The 16,628-nt window shown below is 55.7% G+C and carries 15 protein-coding genes; 5 read left to right on the top strand and 10 right to left on the bottom strand.

Going from position 1 to position 16,628, the window contains the following annotated elements; genetic code table 11:
• Positions 1–2: 2 nt before the first annotated feature.
• Positions 3–488 carry a YdeI/OmpD-associated family protein gene (locus ACX3P1_RS13195; protein WP_459080037.1) on the bottom strand — a complete coding sequence of 162 codons (486 nt, stop codon included), beginning with the start codon at positions 486–488 and terminating at the stop codon, positions 3–5.
• A 149-nt stretch (positions 489–637) separates the two neighbouring features.
• Here ACX3P1_RS13195 and ACX3P1_RS13200 point away from each other — a divergent pair, with 149 nt between their 5' ends.
• The gene (locus ACX3P1_RS13200) at positions 638–2,302 is read left to right on the top strand and encodes an AIPR family protein (protein ID WP_459080038.1); all 1,665 of its coding nucleotides are present in this window, start codon (positions 638–640) and stop codon (positions 2,300–2,302) included.
• 105 nt (positions 2,303–2,407) lie between these two features.
• Here the strand turns inward: ACX3P1_RS13200 and ACX3P1_RS13205 are convergent, their stop codons facing one another.
• On the bottom strand, positions 2,408–3,022 hold the full coding sequence (locus tag ACX3P1_RS13205; RefSeq protein ID WP_459080039.1) for a hypothetical protein: 615 nt from the start codon (positions 3,020–3,022) through the stop codon (positions 2,408–2,410).
• A gap of 115 nt (positions 3,023–3,137) precedes the next feature.
• Here ACX3P1_RS13205 and ACX3P1_RS13210 point away from each other — a divergent pair, with 115 nt between their 5' ends.
• A complete protein-coding gene (locus tag ACX3P1_RS13210) occupies positions 3,138–3,443 on the top strand; it encodes a hypothetical protein (RefSeq protein ID WP_459080040.1) in 306 nt (101 codons plus the stop codon).
• 40 nt (positions 3,444–3,483) lie between these two features.
• Here the strand turns inward: ACX3P1_RS13210 and ACX3P1_RS13215 are convergent, their stop codons facing one another.
• Entirely contained in the window at positions 3,484–4,053 is a 570-nt protein-coding gene (locus ACX3P1_RS13215) for a DUF2905 family protein (protein WP_459080041.1), read from the bottom strand.
• Between ACX3P1_RS13215 and ACX3P1_RS13220 the strand changes: the two genes are divergently transcribed.
• A complete protein-coding gene (locus ACX3P1_RS13220) occupies positions 4,015–5,163 on the top strand; it encodes a hypothetical protein (RefSeq protein WP_459080042.1) in 1,149 nt (382 codons plus the stop codon). The genes ACX3P1_RS13215 and ACX3P1_RS13220 overlap by 39 nt on opposite strands.
• Entirely contained in the window at positions 5,160–5,759 is a 600-nt protein-coding gene (locus tag ACX3P1_RS13225) for a hypothetical protein (RefSeq protein ID WP_459080043.1), read from the top strand. Before ACX3P1_RS13220 ends, ACX3P1_RS13225 begins: the two co-directional genes overlap by 4 nt.
• Positions 5,760–5,784: 25 nt before the next feature.
• On the opposite strand, the gene ACX3P1_RS13230 is transcribed toward ACX3P1_RS13225, so the two are convergent.
• The 7 genes from ACX3P1_RS13230 to ACX3P1_RS13260 form a co-directional block, all read right to left on the bottom strand.
• Entirely contained in the window at positions 5,785–6,885 is a 1,101-nt protein-coding gene (locus ACX3P1_RS13230) for an AlbA family DNA-binding domain-containing protein (protein ID WP_459080044.1), read from the bottom strand.
• 122 nt (positions 6,886–7,007) lie between these two features.
• The gene (locus tag ACX3P1_RS13235) at positions 7,008–7,403 is read right to left on the bottom strand and encodes a hypothetical protein (RefSeq protein WP_459080045.1); all 396 of its coding nucleotides are present in this window, start codon (positions 7,401–7,403) and stop codon (positions 7,008–7,010) included.
• Positions 7,404–7,413: 10 nt separating this feature from the next.
• Entirely contained in the window at positions 7,414–8,289 is an 876-nt protein-coding gene (locus ACX3P1_RS13240; RefSeq protein ID WP_459080046.1) for a peptidoglycan-binding domain-containing protein, read from the bottom strand.
• Between the two features lie 61 nt (positions 8,290–8,350).
• Positions 8,351–10,486 carry a hypothetical protein gene (locus ACX3P1_RS13245; RefSeq protein WP_459080047.1) on the bottom strand — a complete coding sequence of 712 codons (2,136 nt, stop codon included), beginning with the start codon at positions 10,484–10,486 and terminating at the stop codon, positions 8,351–8,353.
• 65 nt (positions 10,487–10,551) lie between these two features.
• Positions 10,552–13,413, bottom strand: a complete 2,862-nt coding sequence (locus ACX3P1_RS13250) for a TraM recognition domain-containing protein (RefSeq protein ID WP_459080048.1) — start codon at positions 13,411–13,413, stop codon at positions 10,552–10,554.
• Positions 13,414–13,423: 10 nt separating this feature from the next.
• Positions 13,424–15,400, bottom strand: a complete 1,977-nt coding sequence (locus ACX3P1_RS13255; RefSeq protein ID WP_459080049.1) for a hypothetical protein — start codon at positions 15,398–15,400, stop codon at positions 13,424–13,426.
• Between the two features lies 1 nt (position 15,401).
• Positions 15,402–15,650 (bottom strand): hypothetical protein, encoded by a 249-nt coding sequence (locus tag ACX3P1_RS13260; protein ID WP_459080050.1) that lies wholly within the window; start codon positions 15,648–15,650, stop codon positions 15,402–15,404.
• 190 nt (positions 15,651–15,840) lie between these two features.
• Here ACX3P1_RS13260 and ACX3P1_RS13265 point away from each other — a divergent pair, with 190 nt between their 5' ends.
• A complete protein-coding gene (locus ACX3P1_RS13265) occupies positions 15,841–16,602 on the top strand; it encodes a thermonuclease family protein (protein WP_459080051.1) in 762 nt (253 codons plus the stop codon).
• Positions 16,603–16,628: the final 26 nt, after the last annotated feature.

The raw sequence follows: 16,628 nt of genomic DNA on the forward strand, positions 1-16,628 counted from the left end.
GTTCACTGCCTGCTCTTCCCTTGCTGATCAATCAAGACTGCCTGTTGCCATCGGCTTGGCGCTTTGTCGGTGCGATGAATGCAGCCGACCCAGCAGCAGGGGCGTTTCTTGCCTTCCAGCAGTTCTTCACAGGTTCGTTCAATGCGTCGCTGGCGCGTCTTTAATTGTTTCGCGTCTTCCACCCAGCAGATGAATTCATTCCGGCCGAGCGGCGTCAGGTTTTCCCACGGCACAAAGATATTCGGGTCTGAGCGCAAGGCTGCCTGAAGATCCTCACCTGCTTCATGGACTGTGCCATGTGGAAAAGCGTTCGTCATGCAACTTCCAAAAAATCCGGCCAGCAAGCCGCGTTCACCAACTCCGAATAGAACGGCAGCCTCCGATTTTGGCAACTGGACGATAAAATGTCCACAGTTCAGGATGAATCGGCAATTATTGGCAGGAAGTGGAACGGCAAATTTGGGGAGGCAGGTCTCGAAAGCTGACATTATGTCGGTGATCCCGATCTCTCTTTTTCACTTTAGCGATTATTCAAACCTCATATGCTCTGAATTGTGTTGAATACATTCATCGAGTCGATGCAAGACACGTGCATAACGGGTAAAGATTTTAGTATCTACACCAAGGTTCAACGCTGATGCCCGCACTATCCGCCGTCGAATGGGATATCATTGATGCCCGCGTACAAGCTTCGATGGAGCGTCATGCCGCGAAGGACCATTCCAAGGGATTTCTTGGCCTTGTGTTGGAGCAATACTTCCCCGACCGAGCCTCAGATTTTCCTGAAATGATCGTTGACGGCGGTAACGATCTAGGTGTTGACGCGATTGAGATCTTGGAACGGGATGCGAGGGCGGAGGTCTTCATATTCCAGTCGAAACATCGCACATCGCTGAAGTCTACCGACAGAACGATCAACGACAGCGAAGTCTTAAAAATAGCATCCTTTCTGCATGCTGTGTTCGACAAGGAGCCACGTCTCCTACAGACCGGAAATTTGCAGCTGACCGAAGCGGTGTCCAGGATTTGGAACCTCCACGAACACGGTGTCGTTTGCCGCTACCAAGTCGTTTTCTGCACAAATGGTCAAGGTCTCTCTGCGTCCGCCGAGACAATATTGGAAAGCTCTCTTAAGACGCTTTATTCGGTTTATCACGAAGTCTACGGCCCAGCGGAAATTATGCGAGACATTGGGGCGGCGGGGCGCGAGTCCGAAGTGGGGTACCTTCAGGTTATCGGAAAGGAGGCCTTCGAACGCACTGACGGAGACATCAGAGGCGTCATCGCATCTGTCGATGCGGGGTCGTTCGTGGACCTTATCGGGACTGCAGATGGCAAGTCGATCAAGCGACACCTGTTCGACGAAAACCTCCGCATCTTCCTCGGTGCTAATGGCGGTTACAACGGCAACATCATCGAGACGGCGACGTCTCACGACAGCCATCTGTTCTGGTATCTCAACAACGGCATCACCATCACCTGCAAGCAATATGCCTTCAATAAAGGGCATTCCAATCCGAAAATCCGGATCGAAGATTTTCAGATAGTAAACGGCGCTCAGACTTCCCATTCGCTACTCGAAGCCTATAAGCGCGCTCCAGAAGCATTTGAAAATGTTGTGCTAATGGTGAGAATTTACGCAACGGATCGCGAAGACATAGCGGAAAGGGTAGCCGTAGCAACAAACAGTCAGGCTCGTATTCAGTCCAGAGACCTCCGCGCAAACCATCCAGCTCTGAAGAAGCTCGAGCTCGGCTTTCACGACCAAGGATACTTCTTCGAGCGAAAAAGGAACATGCATGCGGACCGTGATCCAAAGAAGCGGATTGATGCACTCAAACTCGGGCAAATCCTACTCTCGTTCCAACTGATGGAGCCGGACCGGGCGAAGGCAGATTCAGACACAATATTTGGTGATCGGTTCCATCAGATATTCAACGAAAACTACCGCGTCGATGATCTCTGTCGATTGGTCGAACTATACAGATTAATCGAGGAGATGCGTGATGCCCACGTTGCCAAGCAGAGAGATGCCATCGAGCCGACTGGTGAAAGCCAATACCTAGTTTACGGCCACTGGTTCGTGCTTTACGCAGCCAAACTAATCCTCACTCAAAACGCAAAACCGTTGCCTACAGGTCAAGAGGCGAGGACATTGGTACTCGAAGCGATTGCTCTTGTGGCTAGAGCATGCACCAGCGTGAAGGCCACCGCACATTACCAACTGTTTCGAAGCTCGAAAACCAAGGCGCGCCTCATATCAGAGCTCGAGGGACGTCAAATGAGCCTATTCGATCTGTAGGCGCTTTGGGGGGGAAGGGCGCAATCCACATGCAGCCCATGGTTTGTCTTGGCGTTGGCCTATCCACCTCTCCCAATCTTAAAGACAAAGGCTTGCCCAACTCCCTTAAAATCCCATCGCGCGCCTTCGAGGCGCAGGTGCCGATCTCGGCCCATCCCGCCTCTCTTTCTCGTCCGCGATGAGTTCCTCACCCACGGATGACGCCTCGCGCACAATACGGAGACGCTCATCACGGGTCAGATGCTTCGTCATCCCCGACCTGGCTTTCACCACGGCCATCAGCACGGCATCGCGCGCCTTGTCCGGCTCCATTTTTGCGAGGGCTGCCAAAGTCTTTTCATCGCCCCCAGCCGCGATACCAAGAAGCCATGTCCGCTGGGGCGCGAGAACTTCCGTGAGATCGACCGCCGATCGTTTGTCCTTCGGCGTCCCGGCATATGCCAAGATGGCAGCTATGGCGGCATCTGAACACATCGTCAGCTTCCGTTCTGGCGACATCTCAAGGCCAGGCTCGGCCGCCTCGGACTCTTCGTCCGGCTTCCCCGCCACCTTAGGTGCCGCAGGCACAGAATAGCCGCCGCCCCCTGAAGGCACCGCCCACCCGAACAGCGCGCGAAGGACAGACATGATGAATTTCATGATCATGTCCATGAGATTCTTCATCATTGCGAGAGCGTTTTTCATCGTCGGAAACCTCCTTGTTACACCACGGATGTTCACTCGCTCTCATGAAAGAAACAAAGAAACAGTTGGTTTCTTGCGCCGACAGACTCCACAACATATCATGATATAGAGCGAGTTATTTTCGCATAGGCATTACGAAAGGCGGGACTTCATGGATTACGAAATCGACCCAATCGGCAACGACACATACCGGGTGACTGTCAGCCTGTCCGATGCCGAGATGAAGGAATTCCGCCTGGCTCATATCAGGTCAACGGGCCTGAACGTGGCGTCTCTCCCCGTCCTGCAGGTCGGCTACATCAACGACCGCATCGAACACGACGAATCCGGCATCGCCCATATGGCTGCCGTCGAGCGTCGGCTGTTCGCCACTTATCTCGAGCGGAACCCGGACCTCATCGAAGAAATCAGCCGCATGGCGGCGAATTCGGATTCATGGTCGCCGCCGGCGGCCTGAGCAATCAGAAACCCAACAGGAGGGAACGAAAATGGCAAATTTAGAAAGCACTGAATACGAACGCAGCGTCGTGGACAGCGTGATGGCAACGTTGGAATCCGGTGACCTGAACGACCTGATGTCCTCCGGAAAGGACGATCCTGCTCATCGTCGGAGACCTGATTCCGCTGTTTCCTCGCCTGTTTCGGATGTCGCCAGCCAAGTGGTTGAGGACATCTTTTATGACGAGGAAGAGACCAGATATTATGACGAGAAACAGTCCGAATATTGGAGCGCATTCTATGCAGCCAATACGGACGATCCCGATCAACTTAAAGAACTGGCGGAGGAACAATCTCGCGATGAAGCTCTCGAAGGTGGCATCATCGGCGTCGTTGACTACAAGGGTCAAGATCCTCACAGGAAAAACGACCTCTACGAGGTGGCATTCGGACGCAACGGCAAGGTTGAAACAGCGGTAATCGAGGTGTCCGATCATCTGGGCAACCCTGAATACGTCGGCATCTACAGGGGCGAGGACATCGGCGGTGAGCAGGAATACCGGGATGAACTCGAGCCTTTCCTGAGGGGAATGACAACTGAAATCGAGGCGTCCATTCTGCCTCATCATGATCGCATTAATCCTGATGCCGCGAAGGAGCGCTCGGACAAGGCGAAACTCGGCCTTCGCGAGGACAACGGCCAGCACGTTGCCTTGGTGCCGATCCCCGATGCCCTTCAGGAGGAGTTCTCGCTGAACATCCTGAGACGAGCCAATGTCGATATCCAGCCTGATGACAGGTTCGAACTCAAGCTCGATGTTGATGGCGACAAGGTCTCGCTGGATCGCCGGTTTAACGCTGCCAGCTATCAGGGCCGCTTCGAGGAAGCCCTGTTCAAACACCACGAAGCCAACCTGAACAAGGATGCCGCCATCCTGGCAGCCGAAGCCCAAGCGGCACGGCACCCACCTGTGAAAGCCGAATACTCTGCGCCTGCGGGCGACATCGATCACAGTGACATGGAAACGTACAAGGCGTCAGTCGGCCACGATCACTTCGCCGTCGAGGTCAAATTTGACGAGGCATACCAGGTGGTCGACGTCCAACTGGCAGGCGTCCAGGACGGTTATGAATTCGAATCCGACGACGGTGCCCATGGCGAATATCTGGCTTCTTTGGTCAGGGACAACCAGAAGGAGCTGGTCGCCGTCATCCAAGACAAGGCCGATACCGCGAAATCTGATTTCATGAAGCAATTCGGATGGGACAGCGACGAAAGCATGGACGCCGGGTACTGCGTAATCTCGCAAGATGAGGTGGATCGCCTGCGTGACGCCGCCGATGCCTCAAGCAAGGCGCTGGTCTTCGAGCAGGGGAGAACGGTCGACGGACGACCTGTCGATCTCACCTTCGACATGAAGGGACGCATCGAAGAAGCGTCACCGACCGGACTGGCGTTGCCGTTGAAGCCCGTTATCGAAGGCTCCCACGAACACATGGTCTATGCGAAGGCAGAACTGTCCGACGACGGCATCTCGCTGACGAAGAACAAGATCGGCGAATACAAGGTCGATTTCGTTCAGGGAACCCATGGTCACGTCGCGGGAGACGAAGGCTCCGCCTATTACACAGACGATCTCTTGGATGCGGTCGGCACCGCCCGTGAAATGGTCGCCCATCGTGAACTGCAGATCGCAATCGACAACGATGAAGACCATAATCGGTTGGTGTCGCGATGAGCAGGATCTCGATCAGCAAATCGGCATCGGGAGGACTCTCGGTGTCGATGCCTATCCCAGAGAACATCGGTAAGCAGTTTGACGCCAGATTGTTGTCGCGATCCGGTGTTCAGATCGACGGCGGCTGCGCAACGTTCGGATTCACGAGTTCCGGCAATGGCAACATCTCACTGGATCGCCAGTTCCGTGTCGATTCATATCCCGGCCGCTTTGAAACCGACATGGCATCGTATCACCTGGCGGACATCAAGAAGGAGTTCGAAAGCAGCGCCAGCCATATAGTCGGGAAGCAAAGTGGCCAGGAAACTGAAGACCCGATGAACGCCAACAAGTCATCTGCGGCGGCAGCAACAAATGCGCCACCGGAAGAGGCACCATCAGAAGGACCGACACGGCGACAGGACGATGATGAAACCATCGAGGCTTTCCCGGACGGCACCAAGGAAATGAAAGATATGAGGCGGCAACCGGCGAAGCCTGAACCGAAGCCGAAACCACCGAGTGCACCTGAGCCGATAATACCGCCGCCGCCGAAGGCACCGAAACCTTATATCCCGCCACCGCCAAGGATCCCCGATGCCCCGCGGATGAAGTAATGTGGAACCGAAAATTTCGGGGCAACTATCCGTACAGCGAACTTTGCAACTGATCGACAAACTCGGCGACAACCGCCTCTTCATCGAGCCTTTCAAAGTGCCGTGGGCGGCCATCTCCGACAGAGTCGTCCGAAGCTCGCGGGTATATTTCTTGCAGATTGTCCACCGAAAGCATCAAACAGTAGGGACCAACGATACCCTCCTCGATAAGAAAGCTGTTCAACGAGGAGAAGAAAGCCTTCAGGTCGGACCCAAACTTCGCCAAGTCCGGTGAACCATGTCGAGTTTCAAAGGGGTGCTTCATCCAACCGCTGATGTACCAGTCAGTTCCGACGAATAGTCTCTGATGGGATGAGGTCGCCTCGAAGCCTTCGCTGCATCCACGAAGTCGCGGCAGAATCCCTCCATCGAAATTCAGGATCGCTTTTGAATTGGTTCGGGAAGACGCGTAGCGAGGGCGGGTACTGTCGTAGTGCTGCCTCGGCAAAATCCCGAAATGGAGCCGAGGTGCAATCTCTTCTTCGCTTTCTTCCTGAAAAACGCTGAAGCCCGACCGCGCGTTCCGCATATGGACCATCGAGTCTTCAAGACCAGTGGTATTCACATCCATCGCAAAACGCTTTTGAAGATCCCCCTCCATCCTTTCACGGCTGGCCAGGAGCTCCTGAATCTCCCCTACGGTCAGGATTCGGTTTCGCGAACCGGAACGCGTATAAAATGCTCCAGATATTCCGTTCTGGTAGGGCCTGCTGGAGTGCTCGGGGATGCGGATATCCATCACGAAGCCATCATCGACATCGATGAATTCAATATCAACCTTGGATGGCAACGGTTTGATATTGTCCTGGATCACCTGCAAATACTGGTTCCGGATTTTCTCCTTGTTGCCTGTCAGCGGATGATAGCTGCGCCAATAGCCGTCCTCCTCATCAACCCCCACGATCAAGTGACCAGCGCCACCGTTGAGAAAGGCTACGATATCATCGAGGAACCGCTCTTTGGATGATTTCGTCGATCTGGTCTGCTTCTCGCTAAGATCAACTTGGCGCTTGAAGTCGTAGTGCCTGCCCTCGGCGATCTCCTTGGATTCGATCAGCTCACGGGTAGGCACTTTCGGCATCGACATGGCACATCCCTGTCAGACGGATTTCTCGTTAGCTCTTGTTTTGCTTCTTTTCACAACAATAGCTAGCGAAGCAGGGAGTCAATGTTGTTGCGTATCTGTGCCTTCCTACCCTCAAGAAATAGCTACGCGGCTCCACCACCAACGAATGACTTCAAAATCCCTGGAGCCGCCTCAATCCAACTCTGGACCAGAGGAATCCATATCCACATCGCCAACACATAAAAAAAAGCGGTTCCAGCCCAGACGCCGATCTTGATGGGGAAGGGCACCGCATTGCCGACCCTGAGAGCCGAAAACCAACCAAGCAGCCACATCGTGCCCAGGGCAACGACATTCATCACGATGCCGACAAAGCCGATGCTTCTCATGGTTGCAGGGCTAGGCACCGGGATCAAGTCGCCAAGCCGACCCATAAAATACAATGGTCCCAGCACGCAGACCACCAGAAGCAGGGGGAGGAAAAACAGAACCCTCTTGCCTTGCATTGCCGACATAAAAACCGAACTCTGATTGCTCATATCACCCCCCTTAGAAATTGCCTGAAACCGTCAGGCCGTTGACCTTCCGGACACCGTCGGCATCCGCATTTTCCTCCTCGGTTGCCTTCGGTTTTACAACGGCAACTGCCTCTGCAGCAGGCTCCGCAATGACCGGTTCGGCAGCCACGACAACCTCGGGTTCTTCCTTGGGCGCTGTCGGGATCGCAGCAGTTTCGACAACGTCAGCCGGAACCGGAACCTTCTGTTCGATGGCTGGTGCCATCGGGGTCGCGTCGGCAACGGAAGGCGTCACGTCGTCGTCGGTGAAGTCCTCGGGTTCGACAGCCTCTTCGGCCGCGATATGCTCGGCGTCGGCAGCCAGGTCCTCCGGCTTCGGCGAGAAGTGTACGATGCCGTCTTCTACCGTTGCCGCTGGCATTGTGGCCTCGGCGATAGCCGACGTCTTAGCCGCTGCGATTTCCTGACGGGTTTTGGCCGACCCCAAGGCAATCAGGAGATCGGGTGTGACCTTCTGGTCGCCCGAAATGGCGTTGTCGGTCATGAACAGGCCAATCGCCTTGCTGGTATTCGAACCCCCGAACCCATCGGCGCTGCCGACTTCGGTGTATCCGAGATCGAGCAGTTTCTGCTGCGCCGTCCGTATATTCTCGTCGGGAACACGGGCAGGTCTCGGGGCGGCCGCTTGCGCGCGGGGAGCCGATTGCTGGCTACGGGCGGCGGGTGCGGATTTCTGCTGTTTGGTCGTCTTCGGGCTTTTTGGCCTGTTATTCAGTGCTTTGATGCCCTCGCCGACGACTGCCATGCCGATGTCGAACAGCAAACGCTCGGCATCGCCAGCTCTCGCCGGAGCCGTTATCGTCACCGCGAAAACCGAAGCCATCAAGGCGGCTGTAATCTTCTTCATATCGTTGCCCTCCTTTTTCGATGGCTCAATGATCGTCACGGAAGCATGCAAGGCACCAGCCTTAGCGCTGTCTCATCCGATCTTCGTCTTCCTGAGACTGGTACGAGACCGCCGCGATGGGTGCCGGAATATCGATCGGTTCGTGATCGGATTCCATTTCGTCGTCAGCCCGCCGCATCACGGACGCTACGCCTGAATCGGTGTCCTTGGCCCTGTCGTTGTCGGCCAGTTCCATTTCGAACTCTTCCGGCATTCCCCCATTCGTGGGCTTGTCCAGCCGGGTCTCGATTTCCTTCTGGTGATACTCGAGCCCTGTGTCGTGCAAATATCTCCGCATCTCCTCGGCCCAAGGCTTGCCCTCGGCTTCCATGCGATCGATGGAGTTGCTCGCCTGTTTGTACGAATCCTCGAACTTCGAGGCGTCCTTTGAATCCGTATCGGCACCGCTCTTCAGGAAGCGATCGGCATCGTTCCTGAAATCGTTCATGTTGGATTTGAATTCCCGCCTGTCTGTCAGGTAGTCATTGAAGTCGCTGTTCGAGGCCGCCATTTCACCGCGGGCGTCATGCAAAGCCTGCTCGTCACCGGACTCGCTGGCCTTGTCCATGGCTTCCATCACCTGCCTGGAGCGCTCCTTCATGTCATAGATGCGATGCCTGTCGGCCTGTGAGAATTCCGCATACAACGATGCAGAAGCATCAGTTTTCGGAGTCTCGGTCTTTTCGGCCGACTGCTCCTGTTCCCGTTCCTCGCTGCGGCGGACCGGTGCCATCTCATATTCCCGGTCGTGATCTTCCTCACGATCACCGAATTCCATCTCGGTCGGCATCTGCGGATTCGAGAAATGGTCATCTTCCCGCATTTGGGCTTCGCCGTCGCTGTCGGCTTCTTCCTCGCCGTTCAGGCTCCGCAGGTGTGCGTCCTCGGCCGCCTGTGCCTCACCTTCGAAATCATGGTCATGGTCGTAGGCCATCGGGTCTTCACCGCGATCCCATGCAGCCTGCATCTCGTCGGCCCTGGCTTCGGCATCGTCGACATCATCGACGGGGTAGCCCTTGTCGGTATCGTTCTCGCCGTTGTCATCCTCGGTGCCGTAACGGGCCAACTCTTCCGCTTCTTCAACAGCCTTTGCCTCGATGACACGGTCACGAAGGCGGTCCATCATCGATGACTGCTGCTCAGGCTGGGTTTCGACGTCATTTTGCTCGGCTTCGATCTCGGCGGCCTTCGCCTCCTCGGCTTCCTGCTGCTCGGTGAGTTCATCGGCGGAAGCCTCGTCCTGATCGACGGCATCCTCCTCGGCCTGTTGCAGACGTTCCTGATCAGCCTGTTTCTCGGCCTCGTCCTGGACATCAGCCTGGGTATCGACTTCTTCCGGGTACTCAATGACAATCTCATCCCGGGCGTTGTCATGAACCTGCGGCCCCTCCAGCAACTTGGGCGGGGCCTCCAGCATCAAGTTATCGGATTCCATCGTCTCCCGAAGGCTGGCATCCATCTCCGTGACAGCATTCAGTTTTGCATAGAGGTCTTCCGCCTTAAGGCCCAGATTCGTGACCTCGAGATACTGCTCACGGTAATTTTTCGAATCCTTGCCATACAGCTGGCCGTACATCGCCAAGACGGATTCACCAGTGTCGCGCTCATATGCCTTGGCCTCGTATGTTTTCCTGGCTTCAAGGACGAGAGCACCGTTGGCGTCGCCTTCCGATTTCCGGTCGGCGATAGCCTGGTCATAGGCTCCCTGCTTGTCGTTGAAGGCTTGGTATCTCTCGTCCGCTAGCTTCTGCGCATGCTGCAGAAACGGTACCGTCGTGAAGGCGTTGCCCTTTTCGACGATTTCAGCGGCTTTGTTGTCGAAGCCCGAAAAGGTTCCGCGCGGGATTTCCTTTGTGCCGTCGGACTTGATGTAATCGACAAGCGCCTTCTGGTGACCGTCGTGCCAGCGCTGGATATCGCTGCCTATCTCCTGCATCTCTTCACGGGACAACTGCCTGTCGCCCTTCCGGGCCTGCTCGATCATCTGCTGCCAGCGCTCGGCGTCACGCTTCTTGTCGTAGTATCGATTGGTCTGCTCGCGTTCTTTTTCATGATGAGCGAGGGTGTCATCCAGAGCCTTCAGGTTTTCCGTAAGCCGGGCCAAGGCCTCGTCGTCCGATGCTTTCTTGTCCCAATACTGTTTGTCATTTTCTGCCATGTTAGCCTCCCATCATAGTGCTATTATGCATAATACCCGTCGGCGGAGCATTTGTCAGATCCCGGTTACTTTCTCAGGTAAACGAAGTCCCTCCGGGTCGTGCCCGCGCGGTTCCAGATCACGAAGGCGTAGCCCTCCTCGAAGTCGACGATGTCGTTCATGGTGACGAGGGGCTGAACCGAGCCTTCCTTCATTTCCGTTTTCTGTGCATCTTCCATGGCCACCAGTCGGTTTCGGCCCTCGTTCACGTTCTGCTGGTCGTGATCGATATTGCTGGACAGGTCGGCTTTGGTCCCAACCTCGATATCCTGCGTCACGCAGTGGAAAACATCCTGATCGTTGATTGTCGTGTGCAGGCTCGGCCACAGACCGCCAATGAAACGGGCAAGAGGAGGTGGCACCAACGCATTGCCGATGGCATCCAAGAGCTGCGTAAAATTCGGAAACAGGTTGGCCGCATACGGGCGCGACTGAAAGGCAGATCCCGCCGACTTGATAATGAACTCGGCGTTGTCGGGGTCGTCCGTTTTGAAGAAGATCTTGGTCGTGAAGTTTGCCATCAGCTCCATGGCTTTCACGTGCCCGATATTCTTCGACAGCGCGTGCACTGTCTGCGTCGCAACAACCAGGAACATACCGGTCTCACGGCACTTTGCCAGGAACGTGGTGTCGGCCTTTCCGCCGTCGCCGTCGGTGATGTAATCCTGGTATTCATCGATCATGACCATGCACGAAGACGTCAGCGGTGCGTCAGCGACTTCCTGGTAGTGTTTCAGCAGCTTCGCGCCTTCCTCCGAATTGAATGCCATCGTCTGGACGTCATCAGTGAAGCTCGCAATTTTGTTTTCGACGCCGCTATAGGCGCGCTCGTTGACCCACTTCATGTTCCTCAAATCGAACCGCTTCTCAGCAGGAAACCGCTTTCTGAAGATCGCTACAGTCTCTTTCATCATTGAATCGAGATCAGCACCGCTTTCAGCGAACTCGACGTCCTGCAGCAGTATCTCAAGCTCCATAAGAGCAGTGGCACGCTTTTGAAGGGACACAAGATTTTGACGGCAATCGTCTACTCTGCCCAGGAGTTCTATGGCCTTGGAAGATTCAGCCAAGCGCTTTTGGGCAAGAAGGTAGGCACGCTGCTTGATGAAGTTCGCGATGGTTTTGCCCGCGGGCCCATCAGCGATTTCCGACAAGCCGAGCAAAAGGATCTTTCCATCAAAGATATCCTCAATATTGACAGTCGGATACTTCTTCGTCTCACCGGAAGCAAAGCGTTCGGCAAGCCTCTTGTTAGCCGCCAGATCGCCGAAAGTGTTGCTGATATTTGATATATAGGAAGATCTGGTTTCCACAGCCATTTCTTTCCATTCACCAGTGAAAAAGCGCGCGGCGTCGATCACATGGGTATCGAAGGACACCCCGTTTTGCAGCTGCTTCATGACCCATGTACCGATACCGAAATTCAGGGACGTTTCCAGCGCGATGGCGACCATACCCATGAGCGACGAGGGGCTGTATTCCCGGTTTAACCAGGGATCCTTGCCTCCAATTGTCACCTTCCTGCTTTCCAGAAGCTTTCCGAAATACCCCGAATGTCCGAGAGCATTGCCGGAGCCTTTGATCCACTGTTCATTGTCAACGACACCCGCCTTCTGCTTTGCCAGCAGAATGTATAATTCGACGACTTCCGAGATGGACATCCCGCGCGTGACATCCATCACATTTAGCCCATCTTCAGTCCCAACGAGTTTGACATCGGCCATCCTATGCTCGGGGATGACTTTCGGCAGGTCGAAGGCGATCTTGCCCTTGCCGTCCAGCGCCAGCATTCCTGCCTTGTGGTCGCGAATTATGTTACCTTCGCTGTCACGCTCCCTGAAATCGCTCTCGAAGTAGGTTTTTGCCAACGGCAACAGGAGGTCACGCGTTTTTCCCGAACCCGTGCCACCACCAGTGTAAATGTTCTGACGGATCGAGATCCCGTCGAGGCAAACTTCCTGTCCTGCATAGGGAGCACCAGGGTCACCTCTCCAACCTAAAAGACCAGTTGTCTCTCCCAATTTGAAAAGCGGCAAGTGTTTACGCCAACCGAGAGCCTGGCCAATGGAGTTGGCATACTTGACCATCATGGCGGCCGTCTTTTTCCTTTCGAATCTCCAATGGTAATGGGAGTCCTGAGACGGCATCGTCAGAACAAAGGTCAGCGAATGTTTCCATGGGCCGATTACCTTGTTCAACGAGATCGCCGTCGCCGAACCGGTCGACATCGCAAAGACGAGCGCGGAGAGGGTCAAGCATGCCGTAATCGGCCAGACGTTGGACGACAGCAGTTCCGTCACCTTCCCGATGGCATCGGCTGCGTAGACGGCAACACCAGACGACCACACATGAATCTTCGTGCTCAGGGGCAGGTCCGTCATCCAGGCTGCATCCCAAGGTGCAACAGGCATTCCGGGCCACTTTAAATTTGTCGAGAGACCCAATGCCAGAGCGAAGAGTCCGGCGGCCTGACCAACACGGACGCCCGTCCTGACGGCGCTGGTTTCGATATTTCTCCCGTCTTCCTGGGTGATATTGCTGTAACCGGTCCACCACATGAACTGTCCGTCTGGCGTGCGGCCGTTCCAATCGAGCGAATGCCTCAGATCCTCGGGCACCTCCTGGGTCAGGTGAGGAAATCTACTTCCGTTGTGGTCGATGGTGCCGTCGCTGTTGCGTTTGACGCCATATCGAGCTTCCGCGAACTTGTCCTTGTCGCCAGCCAAGAGCCAGTCTTCGTCTTTCTGGACGCCGCCTTGGGACTTGATGCGCGTCTTTGCAATAAAGCCGACAGCCTTGGATAGACCGGTCTCCGCTTTCGAAACGACGGCCTGATCTGCATTTTTCGCTTTCGCCAGCAGTTTCTTGATTTTACCGAATGCAATCATGATGCCCTCCTTATTCCGTGGCTGCGAACATCGACTTCAAGACGTCGCCGTATTTCGTGAGATCGCCTGCACGGCATTCGCCGATCAGTGTTCCGATTTCGCCGTAGATCGCCTTGCAGTCCCAACTGCCGCGGCTGCCGATCTCGATGACGTTCAGACTCAGACGACCCTGGAAGCTGACGGCAAACAGGAATGTCCGCTCCATGTCTCTGGGGAGGATAACGGCACCGGTTGAAGACAGCGCCGCCACGTTTTCGGGTTTCGCAAAGAAGCCTGCGGACCTCGCCACCAAAGGCGGCTTGTCGAGTTTCGGCGTGTTCGTCCAGTCGGAAATCTTGTCGCTATGGTTGCCGACGTCGGTCAACGCCGCATTGAACACCGTGATGATGTCGTTCATTTCCAGCGAACTCTCGGCAACCATTGGCGCGGCCGAGAACCAGAAGTATGGCTCGATGCCGGCAGTGCCGGAATCAGGCTGCTCATAGAGCGCCTTCACCATGACCGGGATTTCCTCGACCTGTGCGATATCGCCGGACCTGCAGGAAGTACCCGTTTCACCGAAGATTACGCCGCAACTGCCGCCCTGCGTCCTGACCCGCACCTGCGCCTTCCCATCGACGTAGGCGGCAATGGCAAGTTGTCCTGGGACATCGGTCGTGGCGATGACGCCACCGTTCTTCATGGCCTCGATCGCCTTCGGATTATGAAACATACCCTTGGCGGCAACCGTCATCGGAGCCGCAGGCAACAAGCTGACCGCACTGGTAATCGCCGAGTGCAGGGAGCCACCCTGTGTCTGTGCAAATTGATCAACGGCTTTGGTCAACGCGTTGAAGTCATCCGACGTCAGGACCGAACTGTCGGCAACCAGCGGAAAATCGAGATACCAAGGTCGGCTCGGCTCAACTTCCTGCACTTCCTCCACCTCTGCGATAGCCATCTCAGGCGCAGGTTCGCCGTAGAGGGTGTTCCGGAGAAGATTCAGGTCACCAGCGCCCATTGCCGAGAGCGGCTTGCAGCCGTCATACATAATCCCGAGAATTGTGTAGCAGCCGTAGTTGCCGAAGTATGAGATCGCAGGGACCCCACCGATGTATGCCGCGGTGAAATAGCTGCCGGGTTCGTCGGTGATGGCAATCGCCCCGGTCGTCTCCATCCTTTTGAGATTGCTGTCATCCTGCAGGAAGCCCTGCGCCGACACGGTCTCGACCTCGGTGGGCTTTGCAATCGTCAGGCCGTCAACTGCGAGCTGGTATCGAAGCACCCAAGCTGTCGTATCCCATTCGTTGGACGCCTCGAGCCGAGCAGCGGTTGCCTCATCCTTCGCCTTTTCCACCTCGTTCTGAGACGGCGTCTTAACCAGCGACGCCTGATAATCGGCGAGCAACTTCTTCGAGGCGACGGCGTCGGGCATCCCCGCACGGATGTCGGTAAAGCGGGTCAGGAACCCGAAACGCGCATGCGCACGGGTGCCATCCGGTAGAAGGATCGCTGTCGTTTCGTCGAAACCGATGCCACTGTGAACCAGGTCTCCGAGCCACGAACGCCCGGAATCCTCGAACGTGTCGGTTGAAGCAGCCAAAGCCTCGACGGCTCCATTATCGCCGTCAGCTTCTACGGGGTCAGAGGACAGGTAATAGCTGACGTTGGATTTCAGGAAGGCATACGTGCTTTTGACGGGGTCGAACTGACCGACACCAGAAATCGCAAACCCCAAGAAGAATGCCGAGGCCAGGATACCCATGGGAGCAATGAAGCGTCCATATTTCGCGGCATTCGACAGCTGCGAAAATACGACGTGTCCCTCCGATGCAAAGTACTCGATGTCTGTCTTGAACCTGAAAACATCGGACGCCTTCGGACCGAAAAACTTCGGTTCCTTCTCAGCGGTCTCCCCCGACGGCGCAGCAGACTCGTCATCCACATCGACGCGATCAGCATAATCCCCGACATCCAGCTCTTCCTTGAACTCAACTTCATCCGACACCTCAGGCCCTCCCTGTCGTCTTGCGGAACTGCTTCGATCTCAGGGTCAGCTCCGCGTAATCGTTCCGCAATTTCTCGAATTCGGCCTCCGTGTAGTGACCAGCCGCATACTCGCGGACGGCCGTCCGGACGATTTCTGTAAGGGTCACGCCCTCTTGGGCTGCCATGGCACGGACGTGATCCAGCAGCGGTTGTCCGAAGGCCACCGACGTCGTCCCGTACCTGTTTGTCTTTTGATTTTCCTCGGCCACGGACACCTCCCGAACGCTTCATTATTTCGATGAGACGATGAGGTGCTGAATGTCACAATAGCCGACAGAAAGATTTCTATGATAATTTTTAGGGCTACTGATCATAGATGCCGACATAATTTGACCCGATAGCGAAACCTGATGTTGATGATTTCAAGCTATCGTCGCCTCGGGCAACTTGGGGTCAATCATGAGCAAGGGCATTTTGACGATTATCGCCGCCATGACGTGCGCGGCGGCCGCCGGATATTTCGGCCCCGATGCCCTGGCCAAACTCCCGATGTCAGCCTCGGTCTCACCGGCCGCAATGAAATTCACGCAAACCCTCGTCGGTCGTGCCTCCGTCATCGACGGCGACACCATCGAAATTCATGGTGAACGCGTCCGGTTCAACGGCATCGATGCCCCGGAAAGCGCGCAGCAGTGCACTGACGGCGGCCACAATCAATATCGATGCGGCGCAAAGGCAGCCCATGCCCTGGCGATATGGTTGGCGGCCTCATCCCCGACGACTTGCGAGTTCGTCAGCAGGGATCAGTACGACCGGTTCGTCGGTAACTGCACCAGGGCTAACGGCGATAGCGTTCAGAGATGGCTAGTTCGAAACGGCCACGCCATGGACTGGCCCCGATATTCCAAAGGCGTTTTTGCCAGCGAGCAGTCAGCCGCCAAATCGGCAAAACTCGGCATCTGGCGGGGGGAGGTTCAGCCGCCGTGGGAATGGCGGGCTGCCAAGCGTGACGCCGTCGTAGCCCCGACATTGACGACCATCGCAGGGCAGGGCGGTAACTGCGAAATCAAGGGCAACATCAGCAAGAAAGGCGAACGCATCTATCACGTGCCGGGCCAGAAGTATTACGGGAAAACAAGGATAACGCCGTCCAAAGGCGAACAGTGGTTCTGCTCGGAAGGGGATGCCCGAGCTGCTGGATGGCGGCGTTCAAGGCGGTGAGCGAAGCCAACCAAATATTGGTTGAT

This window comes from Mesorhizobium sp. A623, assembly GCF_054489405.1.